24 protein-coding genes and 2 pseudogenes are annotated in these 25,566 nt (G+C 39.6%); 23 read left to right on the top strand and 3 right to left on the bottom strand.

Going from position 1 to position 25,566, the window contains the following annotated elements:
* The first annotated feature begins 1 nt into the window (after position 1).
* The 20 genes and pseudogenes from E0E36_RS25465 to E0E36_RS25380 all read left to right on the top strand — a co-directional run bounded on the left by E0E36_RS25465 (position 2) and on the right by E0E36_RS25380 (position 17,937).
* Complete coding sequence (locus E0E36_RS25465; protein WP_130858310.1) at positions 2-1,210, top strand: efflux RND transporter periplasmic adaptor subunit; 1,209 nt, start codon at positions 2-4, stop codon at positions 1,208-1,210.
* Between the two features lie 78 nt (positions 1,211-1,288).
* Positions 1,289-1,765 (top strand): heme-binding domain-containing protein, encoded by a 477-nt coding sequence (locus E0E36_RS25460; RefSeq protein ID WP_130858309.1) that lies wholly within the window; start codon positions 1,289-1,291, stop codon positions 1,763-1,765.
* A 27-nt stretch (positions 1,766-1,792) separates the two neighbouring features.
* The gene (locus E0E36_RS25455; protein WP_130858308.1) at positions 1,793-3,868 is read left to right on the top strand and encodes a copper-translocating P-type ATPase; all 2,076 of its coding nucleotides are present in this window, start codon (positions 1,793-1,795) and stop codon (positions 3,866-3,868) included.
* A 35-nt stretch (positions 3,869-3,903) separates the two neighbouring features.
* Complete coding sequence (locus E0E36_RS25450; RefSeq protein ID WP_165447081.1) at positions 3,904-6,387, top strand: multicopper oxidase domain-containing protein; 2,484 nt, start codon at positions 3,904-3,906, stop codon at positions 6,385-6,387.
* A gap of 125 nt (positions 6,388-6,512) precedes the next feature.
* Positions 6,513-6,734: pseudogene (locus E0E36_RS28455) on the top strand (cation transporter); the annotation flags it as partial.
* 252 nt (positions 6,735-6,986) lie between these two features.
* Positions 6,987-7,238: pseudogene (locus E0E36_RS28450) on the top strand (heavy metal translocating P-type ATPase); the annotation flags it as partial.
* 15 nt (positions 7,239-7,253) lie between these two features.
* Positions 7,254-8,123 (top strand): alpha/beta fold hydrolase, encoded by an 870-nt coding sequence (locus tag E0E36_RS25440; RefSeq protein ID WP_130858305.1) that lies wholly within the window; start codon positions 7,254-7,256, stop codon positions 8,121-8,123.
* A 43-nt stretch (positions 8,124-8,166) separates the two neighbouring features.
* Complete coding sequence (locus E0E36_RS25435) at positions 8,167-8,379, top strand: heavy-metal-associated domain-containing protein (RefSeq protein ID WP_130858304.1); 213 nt, start codon at positions 8,167-8,169, stop codon at positions 8,377-8,379.
* Between the two features lie 99 nt (positions 8,380-8,478).
* Entirely contained in the window at positions 8,479-8,889 is a 411-nt protein-coding gene (locus E0E36_RS25430; RefSeq protein WP_130858303.1) for an HYC_CC_PP family protein, read from the top strand.
* Between the two features lie 70 nt (positions 8,890-8,959).
* Entirely contained in the window at positions 8,960-9,523 is a 564-nt protein-coding gene (locus tag E0E36_RS25425) for a helix-turn-helix domain-containing protein (RefSeq protein WP_130858302.1), read from the top strand.
* A 19-nt stretch (positions 9,524-9,542) separates the two neighbouring features.
* Entirely contained in the window at positions 9,543-10,160 is a 618-nt protein-coding gene (locus E0E36_RS25420) for a DUF305 domain-containing protein (RefSeq protein ID WP_130858301.1), read from the top strand.
* Positions 10,161-10,189: 29 nt separating this feature from the next.
* Positions 10,190-10,534: a four-helix bundle copper-binding protein gene (locus E0E36_RS28285; RefSeq protein ID WP_130858300.1), complete on the top strand. Its 345-nt coding sequence runs from the start codon at positions 10,190-10,192 to the stop codon at positions 10,532-10,534.
* A gap of 463 nt (positions 10,535-10,997) precedes the next feature.
* Positions 10,998-11,174, top strand: coding sequence for a hypothetical protein (locus E0E36_RS27870; protein WP_165447080.1), 177 nt, complete (start codon positions 10,998-11,000; stop codon positions 11,172-11,174).
* A 189-nt stretch (positions 11,175-11,363) separates the two neighbouring features.
* The gene (locus tag E0E36_RS25410) at positions 11,364-11,774 is read left to right on the top strand and encodes a mobilization protein (protein ID WP_130858299.1); all 411 of its coding nucleotides are present in this window, start codon (positions 11,364-11,366) and stop codon (positions 11,772-11,774) included.
* On the top strand, positions 11,756-13,042 hold the full coding sequence (locus tag E0E36_RS25405; protein WP_242627397.1) for a relaxase/mobilization nuclease domain-containing protein: 1,287 nt from the start codon (positions 11,756-11,758) through the stop codon (positions 13,040-13,042). Before E0E36_RS25410 ends, E0E36_RS25405 begins: the two co-directional genes overlap by 19 nt.
* On the top strand, positions 13,039-15,051 hold the full coding sequence (gene mobC, locus E0E36_RS25400) for a conjugal transfer protein MobC (protein ID WP_130858298.1): 2,013 nt from the start codon (positions 13,039-13,041) through the stop codon (positions 15,049-15,051). The genes E0E36_RS25405 and mobC overlap by 4 nt, the downstream gene beginning before the upstream one ends.
* Positions 15,052-15,136: 85 nt before the next feature.
* Positions 15,137-15,712 (top strand): Crp/Fnr family transcriptional regulator, encoded by a 576-nt coding sequence (locus tag E0E36_RS25395; protein ID WP_130858297.1) that lies wholly within the window; start codon positions 15,137-15,139, stop codon positions 15,710-15,712.
* Between the two features lie 313 nt (positions 15,713-16,025).
* The gene (locus E0E36_RS25390) at positions 16,026-16,499 is read left to right on the top strand and encodes a MauE/DoxX family redox-associated membrane protein (RefSeq protein ID WP_130858296.1); all 474 of its coding nucleotides are present in this window, start codon (positions 16,026-16,028) and stop codon (positions 16,497-16,499) included.
* A 111-nt stretch (positions 16,500-16,610) separates the two neighbouring features.
* Complete coding sequence (locus tag E0E36_RS25385) at positions 16,611-16,898, top strand: hypothetical protein (RefSeq protein WP_130858295.1); 288 nt, start codon at positions 16,611-16,613, stop codon at positions 16,896-16,898.
* Positions 16,899-16,908: 10 nt separating this feature from the next.
* Complete coding sequence (locus E0E36_RS25380; protein ID WP_130858294.1) at positions 16,909-17,937, top strand: hypothetical protein; 1,029 nt, start codon at positions 16,909-16,911, stop codon at positions 17,935-17,937.
* Here the strand turns inward: E0E36_RS25380 and E0E36_RS25375 are convergent.
* Genes E0E36_RS25375 through E0E36_RS25365 form a run of 3 tightly spaced genes read right to left on the bottom strand, consistent with a single transcriptional unit; the run spans position 17,927 to position 23,893 of the window.
* The gene (locus E0E36_RS25375) at positions 17,927-19,291 is read right to left on the bottom strand and encodes a TlpA family protein disulfide reductase (RefSeq protein ID WP_165447079.1); all 1,365 of its coding nucleotides are present in this window, start codon (positions 19,289-19,291) and stop codon (positions 17,927-17,929) included. The genes E0E36_RS25380 and E0E36_RS25375 overlap by 11 nt on opposite strands.
* A gap of 1 nt (position 19,292) precedes the next feature.
* Complete coding sequence (locus E0E36_RS25370; RefSeq protein WP_130858292.1) at positions 19,293-20,609, bottom strand: RagB/SusD family nutrient uptake outer membrane protein; 1,317 nt, start codon at positions 20,607-20,609, stop codon at positions 19,293-19,295.
* 20 nt (positions 20,610-20,629) lie between these two features.
* Positions 20,630-23,893, bottom strand: coding sequence for a SusC/RagA family TonB-linked outer membrane protein (locus tag E0E36_RS25365; protein WP_130858291.1), 3,264 nt, complete (start codon positions 23,891-23,893; stop codon positions 20,630-20,632).
* A gap of 471 nt (positions 23,894-24,364) precedes the next feature.
* On the opposite strand from E0E36_RS25365, the gene E0E36_RS25360 reads away from it, so the two are divergent.
* From E0E36_RS25360 to E0E36_RS25350, 3 genes are read left to right on the top strand one after another with little or no spacing between them, the layout of a single operon-like run.
* A complete protein-coding gene (locus E0E36_RS25360) occupies positions 24,365-24,748 on the top strand; it encodes a helix-turn-helix domain-containing protein (RefSeq protein ID WP_130858290.1) in 384 nt (127 codons plus the stop codon).
* Positions 24,749-24,758: 10 nt separating this feature from the next.
* Complete coding sequence (locus E0E36_RS25355) at positions 24,759-25,157, top strand: helix-turn-helix domain-containing protein (protein WP_130858289.1); 399 nt, start codon at positions 24,759-24,761, stop codon at positions 25,155-25,157.
* Between the two features lie 11 nt (positions 25,158-25,168).
* The gene (locus tag E0E36_RS25350) at positions 25,169-25,537 is read left to right on the top strand and encodes a helix-turn-helix domain-containing protein (protein ID WP_130858288.1); all 369 of its coding nucleotides are present in this window, start codon (positions 25,169-25,171) and stop codon (positions 25,535-25,537) included.
* Positions 25,538-25,566 lie beyond the last annotated feature (29 nt).

Here is a 25,566-nt window from a genome sequence, read left to right as displayed (position 1 = left end):
TATGAAAAGAGAAACCTTTTTAAAGACGGTATTGTTCACGGTCGTGTCGCCGTCCATTATCATTGCCGCATGTTCGGAGAAAGAGAAGGGTGCGAAAGGGAATGCTTCGCTTAAAACGTTTACCTGTCCGATGCATCCACAGATCGTTCAGAATAAACCAGGGACTTGTCCCATCTGTGGTATGGATCTTGTCCCCTTCAATAAAAACAACAAAGACAAAGGTCTGACTCTGAGTAAGGATCAACAGGCATTGGCTAACATCACAACAGCTATAATCGGAACCGAAGGATTTGAAGACAATAGTTATTTAAATGGAAAACTTGTTGTCAATCCGGAACAGACGACGTTTATTAGCAGCAGGGTTGCCGGAAGGATCGAAGAACTATATGTAAAAGAGACCGGCGTATCAGTAGGAAAAGGGCAGGCCATTTATAAAATTTACTCAGAAGAATTGTTGACCTTGCAAGAAGAATACCTGATGGCGCTTGCACAATCCGCGCAGTTCAATAACGACAGGAGATTTCAGGATATTCATAAAGCGTCCAAACAGAAACTGATTCTATATGGCCAATCCGATACGCAAATCAAACACCTGGCAGATACAAAAAGAACAAATCCTTACATTACGTATTATGCGCCGCAAAGCGGCAAAGTTTCTGAGATTTCTATTACCGAAGGCCAGTATGTATCAGAAGGTGCCACCTTACTACAATTAGAAAGCTACCAGCGTTTGTGGGTCGAGGCAGACGTATATCCTTCCGAAATTGGCCAAATAAAGGAAGGTCAAACATTGAAAGTAATGGTTGCTGGCTGGGAAAATGATCCGCAAGACATGACCGTTGAGTTTATAACACCTAACCTGGCGAGCAACGAACAGATTTTGCAGATTCGTGGAAGTATCCCCAATCTGGACAACCGTTGGCAACCCGGGATGCAGGCTAATATCATGCTATCCAAAAAGTCGTCGTCCGAATACTTGTCGATTCCCATAAATGCCGTTATCAATGATGGAGATACCCAACATGTGTGGATTGCGCTGGATAATGAGCGCTTTGAACCGAGAAAAGTGACCACAGGGCTAGAATCCTTTGAACAAGTTGAAATCAGATCAGGTTTGAAAGTAGGCGACACAGTGGTAGTCACCGGTGCCTATTTACTCTATAGCGAGTATGTCTTGAAAAAAGGGAAACATCCTTTACAAGACGTTTAGCTTCCTGAATGATATTCATTAAGAGACAAAAAAGTAGTAAATTTTTGTTAAATTATTTAATTTTAAATAAACGTTCTTATGAATACGTTAAGAAGACTGGTGTTAGTGATCGGGATTTTCCTTTTGTTTGCGATGTTACTGATACAACTGATTCCAAGAGAGAAAAGAAACACCGGATCGGCAGGGACAAATGCTATTACTCATATATATACAGTCCCACAACCGGTAAACGCTGTGTTAAAAAAGGCGTGCTTTGACTGCCATAGCAATCGTACGGAGTATCCATGGTATAGTAACATACAGCCTTTTGCTAGGTTTATGGAAAACCACATTATCCATGGAAAAGAGGAACTTAATTTTGACGAATTCGGATCATATCCAATAAAGAAACGATACAATAAGCTTCGGTCAATCGAGAGCCAATTAAAGGACCGGACGATGCCTCTAAAGACGTATACTCTTATCCATAGGGATGCGAGGCTAACGAAAGAGGAAGTCGCACTTCTGATCAACTGGTCGAAGGAATTAAGAAACAAGATCGATGCTAAATTGTAAAGTATAAACCGAGTAAACAATACAGTTATGGAACATTCTCATTCTCATGGAGGCAAACACAGTAGTGATCACCATCATATCCATAGTCAGCTAGCACATCCAAAGCACGGCAACGGGACACATCCTACACATAATTCGCCCATGGAACATGCAGGAAACGATCATCATGCAATGATGATCGCCGATTTCCGAAAACGCTTTTATGTAGTTCTTATACTTACCGTTCCGGTACTCCTTCTGTCTCCCATGATCCAGCAATGGCTAGGTATTCATGTCGAATTTCCGGGAGATCAATATGTCTTGGCGATACTTTCAACGGTGGTGTTTTTTTACGGCGGATGGCCGTTTCTTAGAGGATGGACGGATGAAATGCGCAGCAAAGATCCGGGCATGATGACCCTGATTGGTTTTGCGATTACCGTAGCCTATGGATATAGTGTTGCAACGGTATTCGGGTTGACAGGGATGGATTTTTTCTGGGAGCTTTCAACCTTGATCCTGATTATGTTGCTAGGGCATTGGATCGAAATGAAATCTATTGCGGGTGCTTCCAGAGAACTTGAGTTACTTGTACAGCTGATGCCAGATGAAGCACATTTGGTAACGGGGGGTCTGGTCAATGAAGTCAAAACAGCCGATCTGAAAACAGGCGATGTCATACTGATCAAGCCAGGGGAAAAAGTCGCTGCCGATGGCACCATAGTAGAGGGTGAAAGTTCTTTAAACGAGAGCATGCTTACTGGTGAGTCGAAACCCGTGCAGAAACGAAAAGGAGATGAGGTAATTGCCGGATCCATCAACGGAAACGGTGCCATCAGGATTTCAGTTGCTCATGGATCAGAGCAATCATATTTATCGCAAGTGATCAAACTAGTTCAGGATGCGCAGAATTCAAAATCCAAAACTCAGCTTCTGGCCAATACTGCTGCCAGATGGCTTACCTTGATAGCGATTGTGATAGGAATCCTTACCTTCTCCTATTGGTATTTTGCTGGAGGGAAAGATCTGGCATTTTCCATCGAGCGTATGGTTGCCGTGGTTGTCATCTGCTGTCCCCACGCCCTTGGGTTGGCGGTTCCCTTAGTAGTTGCCAAATCGACTGCTCAGTCTGCCAAGAATGGCTTGTTGATCAAAAATCGGACAGCTTTTGAAAATGCCCGTAAGATCACTACGCTGGTTTTCGATAAGACCGGAACACTCACTGTAGGTAAGTTTGAGGTGTCGAAGGTGGTTAGTTATCAAAGCGGCCTAGACGAGCTTGCAATACTACGATTTGCTTCGGCTTTAGAACAAAATTCAGAACATCCCATTGCTACAGGTATTATCCAAAAGGTTAAAGATCTGAATATCGATATTCCGAAGACAAAGAATTTCAACGCTATCACTGGTAAAGGAGTGGAGGCAGATGTAGAGGGACAGCATATAAAAGTAGTCAGTCCGGGTTACCTTAAAGAAAATAAACTGAATTTACCGATCGAACCGGACACCGATAAAGCGTCTACTGTCGTATTTGTGCTGCTTGATGAAATGCCGATCGGTTATATTGCATTGGCCGACACCGTTCGTCCCGAATCCGCTGATGCAATCCGTACATTACACGATCACCATATTAAATCTATCTTGCTAACAGGAGATAATAAAGAAGTGGCTGCATCTGTAGCCAGTAAACTGAATATGGACAGTTTCTTTGCGGAGGTTTTACCGCATCAAAAACTGGAAAAAATAAAAGAGCTGCAAAAAACAGGTGAATATGTAGCCATGACGGGAGACGGCGTCAATGATGCACCAGCACTTGCTCAAGCCGATGTTGGTATCGCTGTTGGGTCAGGATCCGATATAGCTGCGGAGACAGCAGGTATCGTATTAGTAAACAGCAACCCAAAAGACGTTGCTAATCTCATCCTTTTCGGGAAGGCAACCTATCGTAAAATGATCCAAAACCTGATATGGGCCACTGGATACAATGTTATCGCCCTACCATTGGCTGCGGGTGTACTTTACGGACAGGGAATTCTTTTGAGCCCAGCCGCTGGAGCTATTCTGATGAGCGTGAGTACCGTCGTTGTTGCTATCAATGCCAGTCTACTAAAAGTAGGAAACTGAAATAAAGGATGAAGATGATGAAAAGTAAAAATATAATGAAAATAATATTGGTAGCCGTTCAGTTAGCATTTGCTACGCTGGCATCAGCGCAGCATTCGCATCCTAATAAAAACGCGCTTGACAATCCACTGTCCCATAAAATTGAAGTGTCTTCAGGCTCCGAAAAAACAGTTACCTACCACCTCTATGTGAGCGATACAACTGTCAATTACGCAAACAATAAAATAGTTCGGGCAATTGCCATAAATGGACAGATTCCGGCGCCGACACTTGAGTTTACCGAGGGTGATACAGCTATTATTTATGTTCATAATATGCTACATCATCACGAGACCTCCACGCACTGGCATGGGCTATTGTTACCCAATATCGAAGATGGCGTTCCTTATCTCACTACCCCACCCATAAAACCAGGAGGCGTCCGAAAGTTTGTCTTTCCTTTAAAACAGAGCGGAACCTATTGGTATCACTCTCATACAATGTTGCAGGAACAGAGTGGGTTATATGGATCTATTTTAATACATCCAAAAAAGGAAGCACATACCGTAGATCACGACGTTGTTCTACTATTGTCGGACTGGACCAATGAAAACCCATCCGAAGTTCATCGCACCCTCCGGCGTAACGACCCCGCAAGTGAGTGGTATACCATCAAAAAGGGTTATGCGCAAAGTCTTGATAAACTGATTTCGCACGGGTCTTATTTCCAAAGGGTAAAAAGTGCATGGACAAGGATGCCTGCAATGGATCTATCAGATGTCTATTACGATGCTTTTCTGGTAAACGGAAAACGTTCCATTGATCTGTCGCAATATAAACCGGGTGACCGTCTTCGAGTAAGAGTAATCAATGGCTCTTCGTCTACTTATTTTTACCTGAATTACGGAGGAGGAAAAATGCTCCTTATAGCGGCAGACGGCTTAGATGTTAGCCCAATATCTATTGATAGGATATTGATCGGAACGGCGGAAACCTATGATTTCCTGATCACCGTACCATCCGACGGTGCCTATGAATTGCGGGCTACCCCACAGGATATTTCCGGTTCTACTTCTGTGTTTATCGGCTCTGGTGAGAAGGTAATGGCAAGAGACATTTCTAAGCCGGATGTATGGAACATGAACAAAATGATGATGGATATGACCGTAAATTTTCCAGGACGAATGAAAATGAACGGCATGAATCATGGGGCGACGGAAAACACCGATATGGACGGAATGGACATGGGTGGTATGGAAGAAAAAAACAAGGCGCCTAAAAAAGTTTCTCAGGAAAAACAGTCCCAATCCGACAATCAGTACCCCGCTCATGATATGAAGATGGATGACGGGGAGAAGATACTGGATTCCTTACAAAAACAGGATCACGGTGGACACAATATGGAGAGCAACGATATGGCGAAAATGAAGTTGGAACAGGACAGTGCCGACCATAAAGCATATGGACAGCATAGGGAAACGAAGGAGCATAACGAAAAAAACATGGATCATTCCATGCACGATGAAATGGCTGATCACCAAATCGGACAGGATTCAATGGCAGATGTAGTATTTAATTACGACATGCTGAAGGCCTTGGAAAAAACCACTTTTGATCCTGCTCGTACAAAAAAGAATTATCATCTTACGCTGACAGGCAATATGTACCGCTACGTGTGGTCAATCAATAAAAAAGTACTATCGGAAGCCGATATGATCAACGTGAAGAAGGGTGAAGTTGTACAGTTCACTTTGGAGAATACCACGATGATGAATCACCCCATGCATTTGCATGGCCACTTTTTCAGGGTTCTGAATAAAAACGGGGACTACTCCCCACTTAAACATACAGTTGATGTTCCACCAATGACCAGCGTTACCATCGAGTTTGCTGCGGATGAGGATAAAGACTGGTTCTTTCATTGTCATATCTTATATCATATGATGAGCGGCATGGCACGCATCGTGCATTATGAAGGAAGCAAGCGTGACACTGCGTTGGCTACAGCACCTCTCAAGAATTTATTTAAGGAAGATAGACAGTGGTTTTTTTACGGAAATTTTGCTGCCAAAAGCCATATGAGTGAATTACAGGCCAACTACTTTAATTCGCGAAACGCTTTTCGTCTAGAAGCAAATGCAAACTATGGCGGTCAGTATGAAGCCGAAGTGTCATATGAAAGGTATCTGAATGATTGGTTGAGGCCTTATATCGGATTTCGGGGCTTACAGCAAAAATACTATAACGTATTTAACGGTAGACAAACCTTTGAACAGGATTATGAACTCCCGGTTCTCGGTTTCAGGTATACGTTACCATTTTTTATTGAAGCAGATGTAAGTGTGAATATGAAGGGGCGTGTAAGGGCTGAACTTGAGGGAGAGCAATGGCTACTTCCACGAATGTTCTTTAACTGGCGTGCAAATACAGATAAAGAATATCATTTGGACATTGAATATATGCTTGCAAAGAAGTTATCAATCTCAGCTGGCTACGATTCAAGGTATCGCTGGGGAGGAGGTCTATTGGTACGATTTTAGTTTTTAGTGTGGAGATTAGTCCAAGTGGTGCCTTTTTAAAAGGCATCACTTTTTTAATTAAAAATTATGTAAACTTTTATCGAAATCATGTAAAGTATCGGACAAGGTCCCTACTTACCCTTGTAATGTCAAAATCGAAGGAAATGTTAAGCAAAGAAAATATAGAAACCGCGTCGCTCCCTGTCCTGGGAGTGACCTTTGCAGCTTGCGGTGTAAGCGTAGAATCTATGATTAAATCGATATTCGGAGTGCATAATGCTGAAGTGAACTATGCTACCCAAACCGTAAAGGTTGTATTTGACTCTATTGCAGTTCAGTTAAATAAATTCAAGGAAGTATTGCAATCTATCGGTTATGACTTAATTTTGGATACGGAAAAGGGTAAAGAAGTACTAGAGGTGCAAAAAATCCATTATAAAGCATTAAAATCCAGAATTATTGCCACTTCTATTCTAACTATTCCCATTGTCATTCTCGGAATGTTCCTAACGGACATGTCTTGTGTATTGGCAACTCTTGTACTGTTTATCTTCGGGAAAAGCTTTTTTATCAATGCATACAAGCAAGCTAAGCATGGGGAAGCTAACTCGGATACAATTGACGCAGCAAAAATAACTTTGGTATCGTTTGATTTACAGCAGGTTTACAAAACCCTGTGTCTTTCGAGGCAAACGGTTAAAACGATCAGACAGAATCTTTTCTGGCCGTTCATATATAACCTAATTGGAATTCCTATTGCGGCAGGGATTCTATACCCGATCAACGGATTTCTGTTGAATCCAATTATTGCAGGTGCCGCGATGACCCTAAGTTCTGTTTCTGTTGTTAGTAACAGTATTCGTTTAAAATGACAAAAAATAGGCAAGATGGAAAATCAGCTGATACGATCAACCAATAATGAAATACAGGGATTTTGCTTTCAAAGCAGTGATGGCCGACTCCTTTATGCGACTTCTATTGGCGCAATCAAAAAAAACGCAAACTCAATTATCATGTTGTTGCACGGAGGTGGCCCGGATCATCAAAGTCTCATTCCTTTAGCAAAAGCTCTGTCTAGCAGACATTCCGTTATTTTGCCAGACTTAAGAGGATACGGAAAGTCAATTTGTTATGATAGGAACTCATATACATGGAATCGATATGTGGAGGATATCAGGGACTTAATCGATTATTTACAAGTGCCTTCAATAATCTTGGGAGGCGCTGGAATAGGAACGACGATTGCCCTCAAATCGGCAATGACTTTTCCTGAAAGGTTATGTGCATTGATTCTTATCAGTATTGAAGAAATTGAAGACGATGACGCGAAAGCGAAAGAAATTGAACTGTTGGAAGCGTTTGCCACTCGAGTCCTAAGTCATGGCCTGGAGGCTGCCTGGGAACCTATTCTTAAGAATTTGTCACCTGTGATCGGAGATATGGTGAAAGATGCCATTCCCCGTTCGGAACCGGCAAGTATTGCGGCGGCGGCGGCAATAGTATACGATCGGGCTTTTCATAGTTATAAAGAATTAAAAGATATTGCCATTCCAACATTTATAATACCCGGGGATGATGATAGACATCCTGCGGCACTAGCCAAAAATTTAGTAAAACTTTTGGTTAATGCACAGCTTTCGACGACATCACTTTCAAGCGATATTCGAACGATCAATGATTTCTCAAAGTTCTTGGCGCCGTGTATAAAACAATTTATAAATGATCTGCCGTCTGAGAAAATTTTACATAAAGACTAATACAAGTTAAACCCACATTTTCTATTATTTTTCGGTAAATATCATGGAAACATTAAAGTTCAAAACAAACATCAAATGCGGCGGCTGTATAGAGACTGTTACCCCTTTTTTGAATAACCTCTCAGAAGTTAAAAAATGGGAGGTTGACATCACTGATCCAGACAAAATACTAACCGTTCAAGGCGACGAATCGCTAGACGGTCAGAAGGTAATGTCTGCACTGGATCAAGCGGGATATAAGGCAGAAAAGGCCTAATCATAACAGGTAGAAAATTCTGCCTGTTTTTTTATTTTTTTAAAACAAAAAAAAGTCTATTATGTACTAAGATTAGGAAACCAGTCCTCGGTGAAGAATATGAGAAAAGTCGGAGCCATAAGTTTTGCAGCATTCTATCTGTTACTTACAACGGGTCTGTTTGTATGTATTCTGCATTGTAGCGGTGCCTATCTGTTTAACGACGAACTCTCAATTTCATTAGTACACGATAGCGACAGCAAAGAGCACAAATCAAAGAAGACTTGCGACAAAGGCAAAGACTGCGATTGTTGTAACGAACATGGCGAATATGTCATCAAGGAAAATATCGCAACCCATAAACAGACGATAAACGAGCCTGAATTATATTGTTTGCTTGACCAAGAAAAAAGTTTCTTATACACCTTCTACAGAACCGAGGTAAAAGTACAGGTATACTCTATGGATACCGGACCGCCCAAGGTTCGAAAGAAGCCCATTTATATACTAAACCAAACCTTCCTTATTTGATTTCAAGCTGTCTTGTAAGGCTCTTTACAAGAGATCATAACTCTATTTTTTTATTAAGCTTGGAAATTACATGTTATTACATATTAAAAACATGGTGTGCGGCCGCTGTATAATGGTTGTTCGCCAACAATTAGAAAATCTGGGATTACAGGTTTTAGAGATATCTCTCGGTACTGTCAAAATATCGCCCGATCCAACGGAAGGACAATTACATCTGATAAGCTCATCTTTGAACGTTTTAGGCTTTGAGCTATTAACTAAAGAAAAGAACCAGCTTATCGAACGTATAAAAAATGTAGTGATTGAGCTTGTGCATCATTCCGATCTTATAAGTCTAAACGAGAGTATAATGAATGTTGTCAGCAAGCGTCTAAACAAGGATCAAGCTTACTTAAGTCGCCTTTTCTCCGATTCTCAAGGCGTTACCATTGAGCGATATATTATCCAGCAGAAAGTCGAAAGAGTAAAAGAATTATTGTTATATGGAGAATTGACCCTTAATGAGATTTCCTACGAAATGGGTTATAGCAGTAATGCTCATCTTTCGAATCAATTCAAGTCCATTACAGGCTTAACGCCTAGCCAGTTCAAAGGGTTGAATAAACAAGTAAGGCTATCACTTGATAAAGTTTAAAAAATTAAAAGCACCTACCATGAAGAACGTTGTTAAACTAACACTATTGGCATCAGTTGCCTTTGCATTTTCGTCCTGTTCAAAAGACGATGACACTATTAAAATTGAGGAGCATGATAAAAACACGATGATGGGTATCATGCATGAAATGATGGATAATATGCATGCTATGCAGTTTACGAAGGATCCTGATATCGATTTTGCCATGATGATGCGTATGCATCACGAAGGGGCAATTAAGATGTCCAATCAGGAACTATCGACAGGAACTGACGGCACCATACGCAAAACGGCTGAAAATATTGTAGCCGCCCAACAGGCCGAAATTGAAGAACTGACGGCTTTCATCGAAAGTAACGAACCCTCAGTTGTCAATGAAGAATTTCAAATGAAAACGATGGAAGGTATGGAAAAATCATCCAAGAATGCTGATTTACAGATTATCAATGGTAGTACAGACGAAGATTTCGCCACATTAATGATCGTCCATCATCAAAGTGCAATCGAAAGCTCACAACTGCTTCTACAGTTGGGTAAGAGCGAACAAATGAAGATTATGGCAACGAAGATTATCGACGACCAACAAAAAGAGATCGCCGACTTACAGGACTGGTTATTGACTAACCGAAACAATTAATCATTTTTTTAACATTAAACATTTTATCTATGTCACATCAACAGTATCAAAACTGCATTGAAGCATGTAATGCTTGTGCAGTTATCTGCAACCACTGTGCTATTGCATGTTTAAATGAAGAAGATGTAAGTCATCTTAAAAGATGCATTCATCTGGACCTTGAATGTGCAGCGATTTGTCGGTCTGCGGCTGAAGTTATGAGCTTGGGAGGTAACTACAGCGAACAACTTTGTAGAATCTGCGCTGAAATTTGTAATGTATGCGGAGAGGAGTGTGAAAAACATGCCCAAATGGGGATGGAACATTGCCGCGAATGCGCGGAAGCATGTCGTAAATGTGCGCAAGCATGTGAGGAAATGGCTCACGTAGCCTAATAAATCAGCGGGGCTCTGTTCAAGGTGGAGCCTCGCTGATTTACCACAAATTATCAAGTTCGATAAACTTCATGATACAAGCTTTCTATATTTTGTGAATAGTAATTTTCTAACCAGCGCCTATCTTGTCCGTGCAAATTATCAAACGTATAAAACTCTCTGATTTTACGGATGTTTTTTATGTTTTGTCGATGTATCGTTTTTTGCTATCTCTTTTAAACATTACACATCTATCTACGCTTCCTCGGCTCGTTTGTCAACTGCGAAATTTTCAAATAGCACCGGTGAACAATGTGCTGACCAATAGCTTCGCTCATAAACAGTACATTAAAAAAATTTACTAAAAAATATCAAGGCATATTCTTTTTTGGAATGAAAAAAAGAATCTTTAACCACTCCCCAACAGGTTGTCAAATAGGCCAAAAACTTTCCCTCAACTTTGACTGAAAATATAGTCAAAAACATGAAAAAGAACACAAAAGACGAGACCATTAAAAGAACAGATTTACACAAAAATCTCAAACTAATTATCAAACCTGTAAGAAATACTCGAGCACGAATAAGGCAACTTCTTCGGTCTTTTATTCCGCTCCTTCTACCTGAAGATGTCAATGATATTTATCAGCAATTTCCCAATTAAATAAAAAGATAAGTAAGGACAATCCTAAAATATAACCGAAGTTCAGACTACATTCCAGCAGGTGAGTTATGGCCCACGCGGGTGGGCAGCAAAGATGTATTTTCGTATACGAAAATATCTTTGCCGTCCTTGAGGCCGGAGACTTTACTCGGAACTCGTAAAGTCTGAACTTTCTAAAAGGTGTGATTTATGCCAAGGAAAGAAATCAAAAATCAAGAACAGGTACTTACTAATCCGATTGTTATTAGAGTCACTTTAAATGAGTTTAATAAGCTCGAAAAAATCCGGAAAGAAAGTAATTGCAGGAGCATTGGAGAAGTGGTCAGAAAGACGCTCTTAAAACAACGGATAACTTACCTGCATAGGGATGTTTCTATGAATGGTCCTATGGAAGAGCTTGCATTGATAAGAAAAGAGATCAAAGCAATAGGTGTCAATATCAATCAGCAGACGCATCGTTTTCACACCAGTCAGAGTGAGGCTGAACGGGCTTTTTTTGCCCTTAAAACAGCCAGTACCTATAAACAGATGGAACCAAAAATAGAACGGCTATTGGATATCGTTTCAAAACTTGCTGAAAAATGGTTGCAAAGATCATGATAGGTAAAAGTATTCGGGGCATATTGCATTATAACGAGCAGAAGGTTGCGGAAGGTTCTGCCACGCTGATTATGGCCAGTGGGTTTGCAGATGACATCAAAAAGTTGAATTTCGCTCATAAACTTACGCGATTTGAACATCTAACCAATCTCAAACCAAGCGTAAAAACGAATGCACTTCATATTTCACTTAACTTCCATTCAAGTGAAAAATTGGTCGACGCTGAAATGCAACAGATCGCAGCAGCCTATATGGAAGGTATCGGGTTTGGTGACCAACCTTTTCTGGTATATCGGCATCACGATGTTTCCCATCAGCATTTCCACATCGCAACGGTAAATATAAAAAAGGATGGCAACTCTATCAACCTACATAACATAGGAAGGATAAAATCGGAACAGGCAAGAAAATTCATAGAGAAAGAATTTGGCCTGATAAAAGCGGAGAGCAAAACATATCATCCAGAGCCAGCTATAAAGGCAATTGATCCTGAGAGAATACAATATGGTCATTTGCCTACCAAAAGGGCAATCGGCAGTGTGGTTACGACGGTGATGAATAGCTATAAGTTCACGTCACTTGCAGAATTTAATGCAGTGCTCAAACAGTTCAATGTCGTGGCAGACAGGGGGAGTGAGGAAAGCGAAATGTTCAGAAAAAAAGGTCTTCTTTATTCAGTGCTGGACAGACAGGGCAATAAGGTTGGAGTTCCGATCAAAGCAAGCAGCTTTTATAGTAAACCTATCCTTAAACGGTTGGAAAGAAAGTTTGAACAGAATGTCGAGAAAAGGAAGCCGTATCGCGATGATCTAAAAGAGCGGATCGACCAGGTGCTTAACAGGTATGAAGGCATCACCAAACAGACCTTGAATACCGAATTACAGAAAAGTGAGATAGCGCTTTTTTTCCGCCAGAACGAAGAAGGATTTATATACGGCACCACGTTTATTGATCACCGGTGTAAAACCGTTTTTAATGGCAGCAGTCTTGGGAAAGCTTACAGTGCAAAAGCCCTGAAGGAAAAACTTGCCGAAAACGATAAGGTCAAGACCTATCTGGCGAAGCCAAAAAGAATAAACAGTTACCTAAAACCCCACAGTGAAGAAAAGCACCTTCAACATGCCGGAAAAACCAACTTTTCCAATCTGACTGTCTCCACTACAACCGATAAAATACTGAAAGACCTTCTGAATCCCGAGTATACCGGATATGCACCTTCTATTACTTCCAAAAAGAAAAAAAGACAGATAAAGCGAAAACAACCATGAACACAGGAGAAGATATACAGGGCTTAAGGAAAATTATAGACTTTTCCAGACTGATCAGCATATTCATATTGGCTATCCATTTTTACCTATGCTGTTATAAAGTTTTTGAACAATGGGGCTGGACAGCAGAAATTACCAATCGAATCATAAGTGTTATTGCAAAGACGGGCCTTTATTCCCACATCTTCTTGCCCAAACTTGCTGCACTGGGTTTGCTGTCGATATCCCTGTTGGGAGCAAAGGGCAAAAAGGATGAAAAGATGAAGGTAAGGGTGATCGTTTGCTATATTATTACCGGACTGTTACTTTACTTCATAAGTATACTTTGTTTTTATCTCCCTACACGAATAGCGGTCATTGCAGCACTCTATATGCTGATGACATCAATAGGTTACCTCCTGATCCTAACGGGAGGCGTATACCTCTCAAGGCTATTAAAAGAAAAGCTTAGCCATGATATCTTCAATACAGAGAATGAAACCTTTCCACAGGAAGAACGGCTATTGGAAAACGAATTTTCCGTTAACCTTCAGACAAAATATCAGCTTAAGGGGAAGATAAGGAACGGTTGGATAAACTTTATCAATCTTTTCAGAGGACTATTGGTAGCGGGAACCCCCGGTGCAGGGAAAAGTTATTTTGTCATCCGCCATATCATTGATCAGCATATAAAAAAGGGGTTCTCCGTCTTCTTATATGATTTTAAATTCGATGATCTGTCCAGGATTACCTATAATGCATTATTGAGATATCGGAAGAATTATGCCGTGAAGCCAACTTTCTGGGTGATTGATTTCGAGAAAATATATCACCGGTGCAATCCCTTGGATCCCGAAAGTATGGACGATATTACCGATGCTACGGAGGCAAGCCGTACCATTATGCTTGGCCTTAACCGCGACTGGATAAAAAAGGAAGGTGACTTCTTTGTAGAGAGTCCCATAAACTTCCTAACAGCCATTATCTGGTTTCTTCGGAAGTATGAAAATGGGAGATATTGTACCTTGCCGCATGTTATAGAGCTAATGCAGGTGGATTACGATCCGCTTTTTGCCGTATTACAACAGGAGGAGCAGATCAAGGTACTGATCAACCCATTTATATCTGCTTTTCAGAATAACGCAAAAGAGCAGCTGGAGGGGCAGATCGCCAGCGCAAAAATCGGATTGGCCAGATTATCCTCGCCCCAGTTATATTATGTTCTGAGCGGCAATGATTTTACCTTGGATGTTAATAACCCAAAAGCTCCAAAAATCGTATGCGTTGGTAACAACCCGCAGAAACTACAGGTGTTCGGCCCTATACTTTCCCTCTTCATTTCAAGAATGATAAAACTGGTCAACAGGAAAGGCCAACTTAAAAGCAGCCTTATTTTTGATGAGTTTCCAACGATCTACTTTAACAATATTGATAGCCTTATTGCCACAGCAAGGAGCAACAAAGTGGCCACGGTATTAGCCGTTCAGGATTTCAGCCAGCTAAAAAAAGATTACGGGGCCGACCAAGCAGATGTAATAACCGGAATTGTCGGGAATATTATCAGCGGACAGGTGACCGGCGATACTGCAAAAAAGTTATCGGAGACGTTTGGCAAAATTGTTCAGGATCGACAGAGTCTGAGCATAAACAGCAGTGACACATCCATCTCAAAATCTACGCAGTTGGATGCCGCCATTCCGGCAAGCAAGATAGCAACACTTTCATCAGGCGTGTTTGTTGGCGTTGTTGCCGACAACCCGGACTGTAAGATACCACAGAAAATTTTTCATGCAGAAATACAGAATGACCATGAAGTTATAAAGGCAGAAGAAGCTTCCTATAGAGATATACCACTTGTTGAAAAGGTAACAGCAGCAGATATACAGGAAACCTATCTCAGTATAAAAGATGATATACAGCAGTTGATAACAAAAGAGTTGGCAAAGATGACCGGATCACTTCCCAAAGAAAATGATACCCTTCCAAAAAATATTCCAACGCCTCCTGAACAGACTTCCCTGTCTTTATAAAGTACTTTTTTAATCGATTGTAAAATGGGTGGTTAATCCGCGCCACCCTCACCACCCATTTTATTGAAAAAATAATTTTTCCTTTATGAATAAAATTCAGGCTATGGTGGAATTACGACAAAGACTACAATCCCTAAAAACAGCTAACGAAAAGACCATCATGTTGTTAGAGGATCTCTTCTCCCCAATTTCATTTAAACGAAGCTGGGTGATTTCCTATCCTACAGGTATTTCTACTGCATATCTTTATTATATCACAGGTGGTCTGGTAAGAAGTGTGGTTTCTAAATCCAGTGGAGACTACTGCTTATGGATAATCGACAAAGGTTTTATAGTGCCGGGTAATGGCTTTCTATCCGGAACAAAAAAAGAGGAACTTATTCAGGTTTTAAATGATACAGAAGGATACGCCCTTAACCTTTTACGCGCAGATGCCATTGCACGCAACAACATCAATATGTACAGAATGCTGCTGGAAATTTATGAAGAGGCCGTAGTGGAAGGTGCCGGAAGAGAGATCATGCTGCGAATTAAAAATGCAACAGACCGATATAATTACTTTCTTATGGAATATCCTGATCTTGCCAGAAAATTGACCATTGAACAACAGGCCCAATACCTACAAATTGACAGGAGATATCTGTACAAGATTATCAAATAAAATCACTACTGTAAAATCGTAGGTTTTCTCTACATCAAGCCAAAAATAAGCAGATTTTCACACCGACGATTTTTATGGGGTGAAACCATTTTATTCCACACAACATTTCTTTCAAAACTGCTCTAGTTTAACATAAAGGCTGCTTAAGCATGTTTAATGACCTAAAAATTTATCGCTTTTGTGACAAGAATCTGTGTCTTTTACGACAAGACCATGTCTCATATCCGACAAAAGTTTTCGAAAACTGATACAAAGATTTATTTCTCACTTTCAGAACTTTATCATATTAGATCACAACTTTTAAGATACTAAGATGGATGCCTCGTATATCGACATAAAAAGAAAAAAGGAAAGGAAGAGTTGGCAAGATATAACATTGGAAGTAGTTGCTATTCTTCTCATTGCTCTTTTTGGTTTAACTGCATTTGACAAGGCAATTCGCTTTGAGAGGTTTTACAGCGAATTGGGTAAGTCCCCATTTCTTATGAATTATGCTTTCATAATTGCAATAGGGACACCATTGGTTGAGTTGGCAGTGGCCGTTGCATTAAGTATAGATAAAACAAGATTAAAAGGCTTGTACGCATCGGTTTTTCTTATGAGCTTATTTACCGCTTATATATACATGCTAGTTAATTACAGTTATTTTACGTCTTGCTTGTGCTCGGCAGCCGTTGAATCACTCACTTGGGAAGAGCATCTGATATTCAATATCATATTTTTAATTCTAGCCATAACCGGAGTCGCACTTCAGGAAACCAACCAACAAAAACAAATAGGATTATGAAAAAATTTTTGAACACCTTATTTCCTCATCCACCGCCATGATGAACAACTGTACGACGGTCTCTTCTACCATGAAAAGCGAATTAACAGATAAACTTGAATAACAAAAAAAATGAAAAAAATAATTTTAAGAATAACACTGGCCGCAGGGTTGGTCGGTGTTGCAAACTGGGTAATGAATGATGATAACAAAGTAAATGCTGCTGAAGTTTCAGTAACTCCGATGACTAAAGTTCAGGAAGTGTACAGAATAACAGATGAAAGCCATCCAAACTTTGGACTTGAAGGAGATTTGGCTACAGTCCAAGCACTATGTCCGTCTTCGGGACAAGAATGCGCTCAAGAAGTCGGAAATCCAAACAATATCGAGGAATGGAACGGAGGAGCAACTAAGTTCTAATTAGTCAGCCATGACAATTGTTCTTAAAATCGTTGCTGCAATCTTGCTTGGTCTCAGCCTTGTTTTCCTACTCTGGGAAAACACCGATTTTCCAAATAAGCGCAGCAACGGTTTTTTTAGAAAATTTTTAGATATAGAGTTACAGGACCCAAAAAGGATAAACTTCGGCAGTCCTTTAAGAGAAATAATATATTTTGATGATTCGAAGATACTTTTTTCAACTGATTCACCGGGCATCATAAAAGTCCTGCATCTTAGTGCTCTCAGGACAGAGACATTACAATGGAACTTATCTGATTCTCTTAAGGCAATAATAGGTAGTACATTCTCTTATTCAATGAGCGGAAATTGCGATGATGTCACCCTTTTTGCAAAAAAACTTGCATCTATTTTCGAGCTTGAACCACTATCCCAAAAAAGAATAACAGATAACCCTTTTTCATATGCGCTAAGAATTTCCCGACACTCCTTCGTGATCAGGCAGTATTCTCGTAATACCAAGGATATGAGATTTAGGTATATCAATACAAATGATCCGATTTCGCAATGGGAGCATGATATTACTTTCAAAAGCAATAATAGCGGACTAAGTACAGATGGTCAGCTGCACTATGCCGAGGCATTTGGCCTCTGTATCTATATGCACTATTATAACAACAACATTGTAATTTTTGACACTACTCTGCATAGAAAAAAAACACTGAACACTATTGATACAATCAAGTATAATCCCGATATGGATCGTCGAAAACCATTGCTGGTAACGAACAAAAAAAGCTGTATCTATAAAAATTTAATTTTTGTCTGTTCCAACTTGAAAGCAGACAATGAAGAGAGACAGAAATATTTGAAAAATGTGCCAGTTGATATTTACGATTTCATGAATGAAAAATATAAAGGGAGCTTTTATCTCCCTTTACATAATAACAAGATTTTCAAAAGCTTAGCTTATAATAAAGGCGTTATAGCGGCGCTGTATTATGATAATATCGTACTAATCTCCAGAATACGGGGATTAAATCGCCTAACTAGTCACTAACGATTAATAAGTCGACTTCCCGATATTCCCGAACCATTGTCAATCCTTTGTCCTCAAGCGTGTTTTTTAGTATTTCGCTATCCAAAGGACTATTGTTAACGAGTCCATTTTTTGGATCTCGCAGCTTAGAGTTTTTGAAATTTACTACAAGATCTATGGGATATTTCAGGCCAGTTTCATTTATGAATGGATCAGCGTTTACAAAACGGGTCAGTAAAAAGAAAATGTCGTCTATTGGCTTATTTACAATGCCGATCTCCGTATTTGTAAGTATTAATCTGGAGCTATCGCCGTCTGAAGGTTTTATCGGTTGTTTATTATTCCGGCGGATAACCCACACTGGTACCTTTCGTTTTTCAACCTTTCCCTTAATCGGGAAATAACGATTTAAATCTTCCATCGCAACACGGAAAATACTAGAATCTGCTGTTCCATAAGGTACATGGAGTTTGTAGATATATGTGTTATCATTATCGTATTCTTGACGATTGTTGTAATGTAAGTATGGAAATCGGCTCGGAAAGAAAGGTAATGGACGTAAATCTCTATTTGCATATCTCTTAAAATTTGCAGAATCGTTCACCTGTACCAAAACCCTTTTCACATTCAGCGGAGCTAATTGACCAAGTTTGAAATAGGAATAAACTTTATAAAACAAATTTATCGGAGTAAATTCCAAGCTTATGGATTTTATGTATTCGTTATTCCGATAGTGTTTTACACTGCCCCTACCATTTCCTCCCAACTGTAGGCTAGATAACCATATTTCAGGCTCGTCCGATTTTATGGAATCGATATTAGCTTGAAAATCATTCTTGGAAGCTACATTGATTTTATCGGTGTATAGAGCTAAGCGAATGTTTTTTTCCGTGATTTCCGATTCATATGTAATGGCTTTAATGATACCCGAGGAGTCAATAATTACTTCATGCGGTATTACCTGATGTGGGAACAATTTTCTCAGTATGGTATCCCGAACCAAAAATGGTATGGAAAAGTCAATCTCTTTTGTAATTTCTGATCGTCTCAGTAAGCCTTCTACCCGATTTTCGTCTTCATGTGTAACGATTAAGAACTGCACTTCATCTCTAAAAATATGTTGAAGTTTTTGAAATTTAGGAAGGGCATTGATACAGGGTTGACAGTAGCTTGCCCAAAAGTCTATCACTATAAGTTTTCTTTTAATGTCCGAAAATTTGATCGGTTCAGTTCTATCCTTTGGCGTGCCTAGTAGCAACTCGCTGGGTATAGTGTCATTTACCTTTAGTTCCTTAATATCCATGGATTGGGCATAGGCACCGTTCATGCTAAATAATATGATAGTAAATACACTCAAATAAAATCTGATTTTCATTTTAATAGCCATTATTTTGTTCAAGATTTGGATTTAGCTCCAACTGAGCTAAGGGAATCGGCCATAGCTTTATGGAAGTATCATTAAGCCTCTTTTCAACAAGCCATTCATTCGCCCATTCCGTAAATAATTCATGACGTACCTCCGTAGTGAGAATATCAATAAGATGTGTCTTCGAAATTTCATTAACGACAGGGGGCAGATCGGCACGATCTCTTATTTTATTGATATCCTGCAGCGCTTCTTCAAAATTCCCAAGATTCACAGCCGCCTCCGACCGGATCAGATATATTTCGGCCAATCTGAATATCACTTGATATTCTGTCAGATTTCCTCCTGACTGTACTTTGTATTTATAAGGAAATGCGAAAGACCTTTCTTCGACGGTTTTATTTCCAATCCATTCCTTAAATCTCTTGTCTTCAGGTAAAAATGACCGTATGTATTGGTCACTTAAGCAGAAATTAGGAATCGTGTTATTTGTTAAAGAAGGCGTTAAAATTCGACCGATGTTGGTGTTGTAAAAAGGAAATGATGGCTTTAGTTGCCAAATCGTTTCTTTACTTTCCTTTGCGAACACATTGCGCAAATCTTGTTCCAGCTCGTATTCTCCCTGGTCAATAACTAAAGATGCGAAGTCAAAAGCTTTCTGCCAATTTCCAACGGATAGATACACTTTAGATAACAGAGCGCAAGCAGAGAAATAATCGGGCCTGATTTTCTCACCCTCGCCTCGGATATCCGCAAGCAATTCGATAGCATCTGTTAAATCTGCTAAAATCTGTTCATGTATTGCTGCAGGTATAGCACGAGCTTCTCCTGCATTATTTTCATATGCATTTTCCGTAATTAATGGAACACCACCGTATAGACTTACAAAATAGAAGTAGCAGAATGCCCTAATGAACTTAGCTTCTCCCAATAATTGATTTTTCAACGATAACTCCAAAGAAGAAGCCTGGAGTTTTTGTATTGCCAAATTGACCTGATAAATCGTTTGGTATGTAGCGGTCCACATACTACCTACGATTGAGTTATTGATCTGGATCGCCTTATTTCCAAAATCGAGATAGCTCTGTTCAGATTTTGTATATTCTAAAATACCGCTGTACATAGACGCTGCGATCTGTATATCTGCGTTTAATGGGTGCGTTATAGTAGATAACTCACTGTATATACCGGAAAATGCGGCGTTTGCCGAAGTTTTATCATTAAAGACATTCTCGGAAAATAACTGATTGGGTGGCATATCGACCTCAACAAATTTTTTGCAGGATGCCAGATAAATCAAGATCATAAATAAGTATATGCTTTTCATTATTTTTAGTTTATTGATGCCTAAAAGGTAATTTGTGTTCCCAGAGTAACGGTCCGTAATGGTGGTAATACCGTCATATTAGTTACTTCGGGATCATTGCCTTTATAGCCTGTAATGGTTAGGAGGTTTTGTCCCTGTAGATAAAACCTTACTAGTTTCATTTTTACTCTATTGGTCACCGATGCGGGAAGTGAATAGCTTAAGGATATATTCTTTAGCCGTAAAAAAGATGCGTCCGCAAATGCCCCTTCTGAAATCAGGAAGTTTGTCCTCGCTGTTGTCGCGGGTGCAACGGTGCCGAACCTTTGTACATCGGTAATATCGCCGGGATTTTGCCATCGCGATTCAAACAGTTTTGGCATGTTGGCTCCCTGAATACCGGCTGTTGCCGGTAAACTGGAGAGATAATTTCTTGCATTCTTTTTCACAAACTGAATAAATACATCCAATTGAAATCGACCGTATTGCCATTGATTATTTAGTCCGCCGTAAAATTTTGTGCTTAAATCCTTGACGACTGATCTGCCGGCGTTTAAATCCACACTCCAAAGGCCGGTCATTGGATCTACACCCAAGTATGGATAAACCTTCATAATGTTCAACGATTCACCTATGGAATATTGGCTTGCATAACTAGATTTTTCAAGATTTGGAAAATCTAACAGCTTATTACCCGCAATGGTTATGTTGAATGCTGTGTTCCATTTTATTGCCGTGTTCGCAAGGTTTATGGTGTTCAACTCTATTTCCCATCCCCTATTTTCCACTAACGCCGGTAAATTTCTTGTAACTCCGGTAAAGCCTGTTTGTGTTGGAAGGGAATATTGCAAAAGTTGATTACCGCTTCTGTTTCTGAACCATCCTGCTGAAAACAAAATTTTGTTATCGAAAAAACCCAAATCGGCAGAAAATTCAAGTTTGCGATTGCTCTCCCAACCGTAATCTGGATTGTATAGGCGTTGTGGCTTTAACCCGCTAACACCATCGTAAGGATAGGCAACTCCTCCATACGTGTCCAAAAATTGATAATCACCGATTTTATCGTTACCGGTAGTGCCAAAGCTTGCACGCACTTTTCCAAAGCTCATTTTTGGCAATTTGTTTTTTATAAAATGCTCATCAGAGAATATCCATGCGATTCCGAGCGCTCCAAAGTTTGCAAATTGTTTCCCTGGTCCAAATCGCGACGATCCATCCCTTCTGCCTGTCAGGTTAATTAAATAACGATTTTTAAATTGGTAGTTTATTCTTCCGAAGACTGCCTGATATTTATATAAGCTGTATTGTTCACTTGCGGTAATTGATGCCGCTCCAGTGGTAGTATATAGAAGTTCTTCACTGCTGTAATCAGTTGCATTGATTCTCGTTCCTTTAAGAGATTCCTGTTGCCACGTACCTCCGAACAAAATGTCAAAGGCATGATCGCTGAAAGTCTTCCGATATGAAAGTTGGGGCTCTAAAATCCAGCTGCTAAATGCTGAATTTGAAAAACGGGATTCGCCGCTTGTTCTTGTAGAATTATTCCCAAATGCAGCTAAAGGAGTAACCTCTATTTGATCATTATCTGTTTTTGTATATCCATTATTTAATCGTAAGGTTACGCTTTTAAAAAGTGAGTATGATAAGTTGATGTTTGTAATAAGATTGGTTTGTAATTGATTATAATGATGTAAGGTCATCGAAAAAGGAGAGTTTCCATAAAGCATGGTACCATCATCTTCAAAAGGCTTTAAATTAGGAGTAGAATATATCCCGGAAGTCAGATCGAATGGTAGAATATTATTGTTGTCGTTGGAATAACCGACACTCATAACTGCCAGGAACTTTTTGTCATTTGTACTGTGATTAAGGTTTAACTGACCACTATAGCGCCTATTTAGTTCTTCGCCAGGATATACGTTTCCCTCCGATCGAAATCCTCCCGAGAGCCTAAAATTCGTTTCGCCGGTTCCACCGGATAACGTAATTTGACCATTGGTGACATTTGAGCTACTTCCGATCAAGAGATCCGTCCAATCTGTAAATGTATTTTGATCGTATTGCAGAAGATCAGGTGCATTTGTAACCGTAGGTGTAATGTTGTCGTTTTTCAATGCTTCCCTCCGCATATTCAGATATTCTTCGGTATTCATTAAAGGAACAATATTTGCGACCTTATTAAATCCGTTATATACATTAACATCAACTTCGGTTTTTCCGACGCTTCCTTTCTTTGTGGTAATTAAAATAACACCGTTAGCTCCTCGTGAACCGTAAATAGCAGTTGCATCCGCATCTTTTAACACTTCTATACTTTCTATATCGTTCGGATTTAAGTTATTGAATGGACTGCTTGAACCTCCCGTAACCGTTATCTGGCCTATACTATTACTCAACCAAGGTACCCCGTCTACAATATATAATGGCTCGTTGCCGTTGTCGATGGAACTTCTTCCACGGATAAGAACATTAAAATTTGATCCCGTACGTCCGCTCTGTTGTGTTATCTCTACTCCCGGAATTCTCCCCTGTAACGCAGCTATAGGATTGGCAACCGGTTGCCTTGAAATTTCTGCTGCGGTTATACGCCCAACACTACCGGTGTTGAAGCGTTTGGTAGTTTGTCCATAAGCAATTACGACGGTTTCATCTAGGGTATTTTGCTGTGGATCAAGTTTTACGGTATAGTACTGGCTGGTAGAAATATCGTACTGAATTTCCTTGGTTTGATAACCCAAATAGGTGGCCGTAAATGTTCCCTTGTTCTTTTTGGTTATGACAGTGAAATTCCCTTTCTGATCAGTCTTTATAGAGGTGATTTCGGTACGTACGGTGGCTCCTTCAAGCGGTTCGCCATTAACCGCTGACAATACATTACCCTTCAGCGTTATTTGCTGCAAAGCCACGCCGGTGGCAGCCTCCGTGGAGGAGGACTGCCGGGCGTGTGCCAAACAAACACAGAACAAAATCTTTAAGGTTATAAGGTATATGGTGTAAGGTTTAAGGTATGAGCTATAAGGATTAAGGCCGCGCAAGGCCACTTTGGCCAAATTGGGCTTCATGTCTAGCTTAGGGAAACATCTGTTAATAATCCCTAGAGTGCCATTTGCAATAATTTTATGTCGTTCGTCCCTGCACACGGTCGTTCGTCCCAAAAAATGGGGACGGACAGTAGCGTGGAGATAGGTGATATTTCTTTTATTAGTACTTTTTTTCTTGAACAGGGATTTAGCTGATAGCCGATTGCCGAAAGCCGATAGCTCGCCTTTTGGGCACAGCAAAGCCCTTATGAGCGTTAAATTCATTTTCTGTGATTACGGTTTGGTTAAAAATTAGGTTGAACTTCTTTTTGGAAAGAAGGGGAAAGGGGCTAAACAGGAGATTTAATGAGATTCTTGTATAGGTCCTTTTTAGTGCTTTTTTCCGCAGCACATTGAATCGTTAGATTGAAATTCGAGTTATTGACAGTGATTTCTTCATCAGTTAGTATTACTATCGGACGAAATTTAAAGGATTGATATGAAAAAAGCTTAGATAGACGGTAACCCTTTAGAACCTTTTCTAAAATGGTTTGGATTGATTTTGGTGTCTTTTTCTTTTTCATAATCTATTGTTAGGAACAGCAAAGAAAAAACAAATGTGATGAAAATTAGAGAAAATCGCTTCTAGTAATTGATGTTGTAGTTCAGAAAGATGAATTTGTACGGAAGTTTATTTAGAAGTATTTGTTCTTCTGTGGAAGTTTTACTATATTTACGATCGTAAAAATTTATAAAATGAAAATAGGGAAAAACATCATTGAGATCCGAAGAGCTCACAAGTATACTGAAGAGTTTATGGCCGACGAATTGAAAATTAGTGTTGATGAATACAAATCAATTGAAAATGATGATGTTGACATAACTTTAAGTATGTTGGACGCAATTTGTAGTGTTTTGTCTTTAACTCCTGTAGAATTACTTCAGCTTAACGAACCGACCAACGGAATAAAAAATTATTTTTTTAATCATAGTGATAATTCGGGAACAAATATTAAGATTCAGGGAATTGATCAAAAAGAAGTAAGGAAAGCATACAAAGAGTTGTATAGTGAAGAGCTAAAAAGGATACCCAAGCTTGAAAAGTTGTTGCGCGAAAACAATATACCAATAGATTTTTGAACCTTTTAACATGAAAGTTGGCGATAATATAAGAGAAATTAGAGAGACCGAAAAAAACTTTAAAAGGAGCTATATGGCCGATAGGTTAAATATCTCCGAAAGGGCATATGGGAACATTGAGAATAATGTTACAGATATCAGTTTAACTAGACTGGAAGAGATTGCTTCAATATTTGAATGTAGTCCAGAATATATCCTGAACTATAAGCAATCGAAGAAAGAATTCTATAATTATTTTCACAACAAAAGCGGCAATAAGGGGACTAATATTATGCATCAAGGCGGAACAAATGTAGAGTCCGAAAACAATAAGAAAATCCTTAAATTACAAGAGGAATTGCTAGAAAGCGAACGGAAACGAATCTCTTTACTTGAAGCACTATTGAAAAACAATAATATAGAATTTTAAATATTTAAGATATGAAGATTGGAGAGAATATTAAAGAAATCCGAGAAAAGGAAAAAGGCTTGCACAAAGAGGATGTAGCAAAGGCTCTCGGTATAACAGTTAAAGCGTATAGTAATATAGAAAATAATGTTGCAGACGTTACAGTGTCAAGACTTTACGAGCTATCGGAGATTTTCGGAGTAGCCCCAGAATATATACTCAACTATCAAGAAAAGGCCACTTATACAAACCACTTTAACAATTATGATGGTAATCAGGGAGTGAACATAATGTACCAAGGTTGCTCTTCTGACCAGATCAAGAATTTAGAGGAACAGGTCGATAAAAGTAAACGGGATGCAAATCGTCTACAAGCACGCGTGCAAACGAGGAATAATTGAAACAATAAAGAAAGATTAACGCGATGCTT

This window comes from Olivibacter jilunii (assembly GCF_900607235.1).
Taxonomy (GTDB): Bacteria; Bacteroidota; Bacteroidia; order Sphingobacteriales; family Sphingobacteriaceae; genus Olivibacter; species Olivibacter oleidegradans.
Note: the sequence above shows the minus strand (reverse complement) of the source record. Positions and strands in the feature narration are given on the sequence as shown.

Bases quoted from the DNA above. Each gene is read 5' to 3' on its own strand.
- E0E36_RS25465 (WP_130858310.1), top strand. From the start codon at position 2: ATGAAAAGAGAAACCTTTTTAAAGACGGTATTGTTCACGGTCGTGTCG.
- E0E36_RS25460 (WP_130858309.1), top strand. From the start codon at position 1,289: ATGAATACGTTAAGAAGACTGGTGTTAGTGATCGGGATTTTCCTTTTG.
- E0E36_RS25455 (WP_130858308.1), top strand. From the start codon at position 1,793: ATGGAACATTCTCATTCTCATGGAGGCAAACACAGTAGTGATCACCAT.
- E0E36_RS25450 (WP_165447081.1), top strand. From the start codon at position 3,904: ATGAAAATAATATTGGTAGCCGTTCAGTTAGCATTTGCTACGCTGGCA.
- E0E36_RS25440 (WP_130858305.1), top strand. From the start codon at position 7,254: ATGGAAAATCAGCTGATACGATCAACCAATAATGAAATACAGGGATTT.
- E0E36_RS25435 (WP_130858304.1), top strand. From the start codon at position 8,167: ATGGAAACATTAAAGTTCAAAACAAACATCAAATGCGGCGGCTGTATA.
- E0E36_RS25430 (WP_130858303.1), top strand. From the start codon at position 8,479: ATGAGAAAAGTCGGAGCCATAAGTTTTGCAGCATTCTATCTGTTACTT.
- E0E36_RS25425 (WP_130858302.1), top strand. From the start codon at position 8,960: ATGTTATTACATATTAAAAACATGGTGTGCGGCCGCTGTATAATGGTT.
- E0E36_RS25420 (WP_130858301.1), top strand. From the start codon at position 9,543: ATGAAGAACGTTGTTAAACTAACACTATTGGCATCAGTTGCCTTTGCA.
- E0E36_RS28285 (WP_130858300.1), top strand. From the start codon at position 10,190: ATGTCACATCAACAGTATCAAAACTGCATTGAAGCATGTAATGCTTGT.
- E0E36_RS27870 (WP_165447080.1), top strand. From the start codon at position 10,998: ATGAAAAAGAACACAAAAGACGAGACCATTAAAAGAACAGATTTACAC.
- E0E36_RS25410 (WP_130858299.1), top strand. From the start codon at position 11,364: ATGCCAAGGAAAGAAATCAAAAATCAAGAACAGGTACTTACTAATCCG.
- E0E36_RS25405 (WP_242627397.1), top strand. From the start codon at position 11,756: ATGGTTGCAAAGATCATGATAGGTAAAAGTATTCGGGGCATATTGCAT.
- mobC (WP_130858298.1), top strand. From the start codon at position 13,039: ATGAACACAGGAGAAGATATACAGGGCTTAAGGAAAATTATAGACTTT.
- E0E36_RS25395 (WP_130858297.1), top strand. From the start codon at position 15,137: ATGAATAAAATTCAGGCTATGGTGGAATTACGACAAAGACTACAATCC.
- E0E36_RS25390 (WP_130858296.1), top strand. From the start codon at position 16,026: ATGGATGCCTCGTATATCGACATAAAAAGAAAAAAGGAAAGGAAGAGT.
- E0E36_RS25385 (WP_130858295.1), top strand. From the start codon at position 16,611: ATGAAAAAAATAATTTTAAGAATAACACTGGCCGCAGGGTTGGTCGGT.
- E0E36_RS25380 (WP_130858294.1), top strand. From the start codon at position 16,909: ATGACAATTGTTCTTAAAATCGTTGCTGCAATCTTGCTTGGTCTCAGC.
- E0E36_RS25375 (WP_165447079.1), bottom strand. From the start codon at position 19,291: ATGAAAATCAGATTTTATTTGAGTGTATTTACTATCATATTATTTAGC.
- E0E36_RS25370 (WP_130858292.1), bottom strand. From the start codon at position 20,609: ATGAAAAGCATATACTTATTTATGATCTTGATTTATCTGGCATCCTGC.
- E0E36_RS25365 (WP_130858291.1), bottom strand. From the start codon at position 23,893: ATGAATTTAACGCTCATAAGGGCTTTGCTGTGCCCAAAAGGCGAGCTA.
- E0E36_RS25360 (WP_130858290.1), top strand. From the start codon at position 24,365: ATGAAAATAGGGAAAAACATCATTGAGATCCGAAGAGCTCACAAGTAT.
- E0E36_RS25355 (WP_130858289.1), top strand. From the start codon at position 24,759: ATGAAAGTTGGCGATAATATAAGAGAAATTAGAGAGACCGAAAAAAAC.
- E0E36_RS25350 (WP_130858288.1), top strand. From the start codon at position 25,169: ATGAAGATTGGAGAGAATATTAAAGAAATCCGAGAAAAGGAAAAAGGC.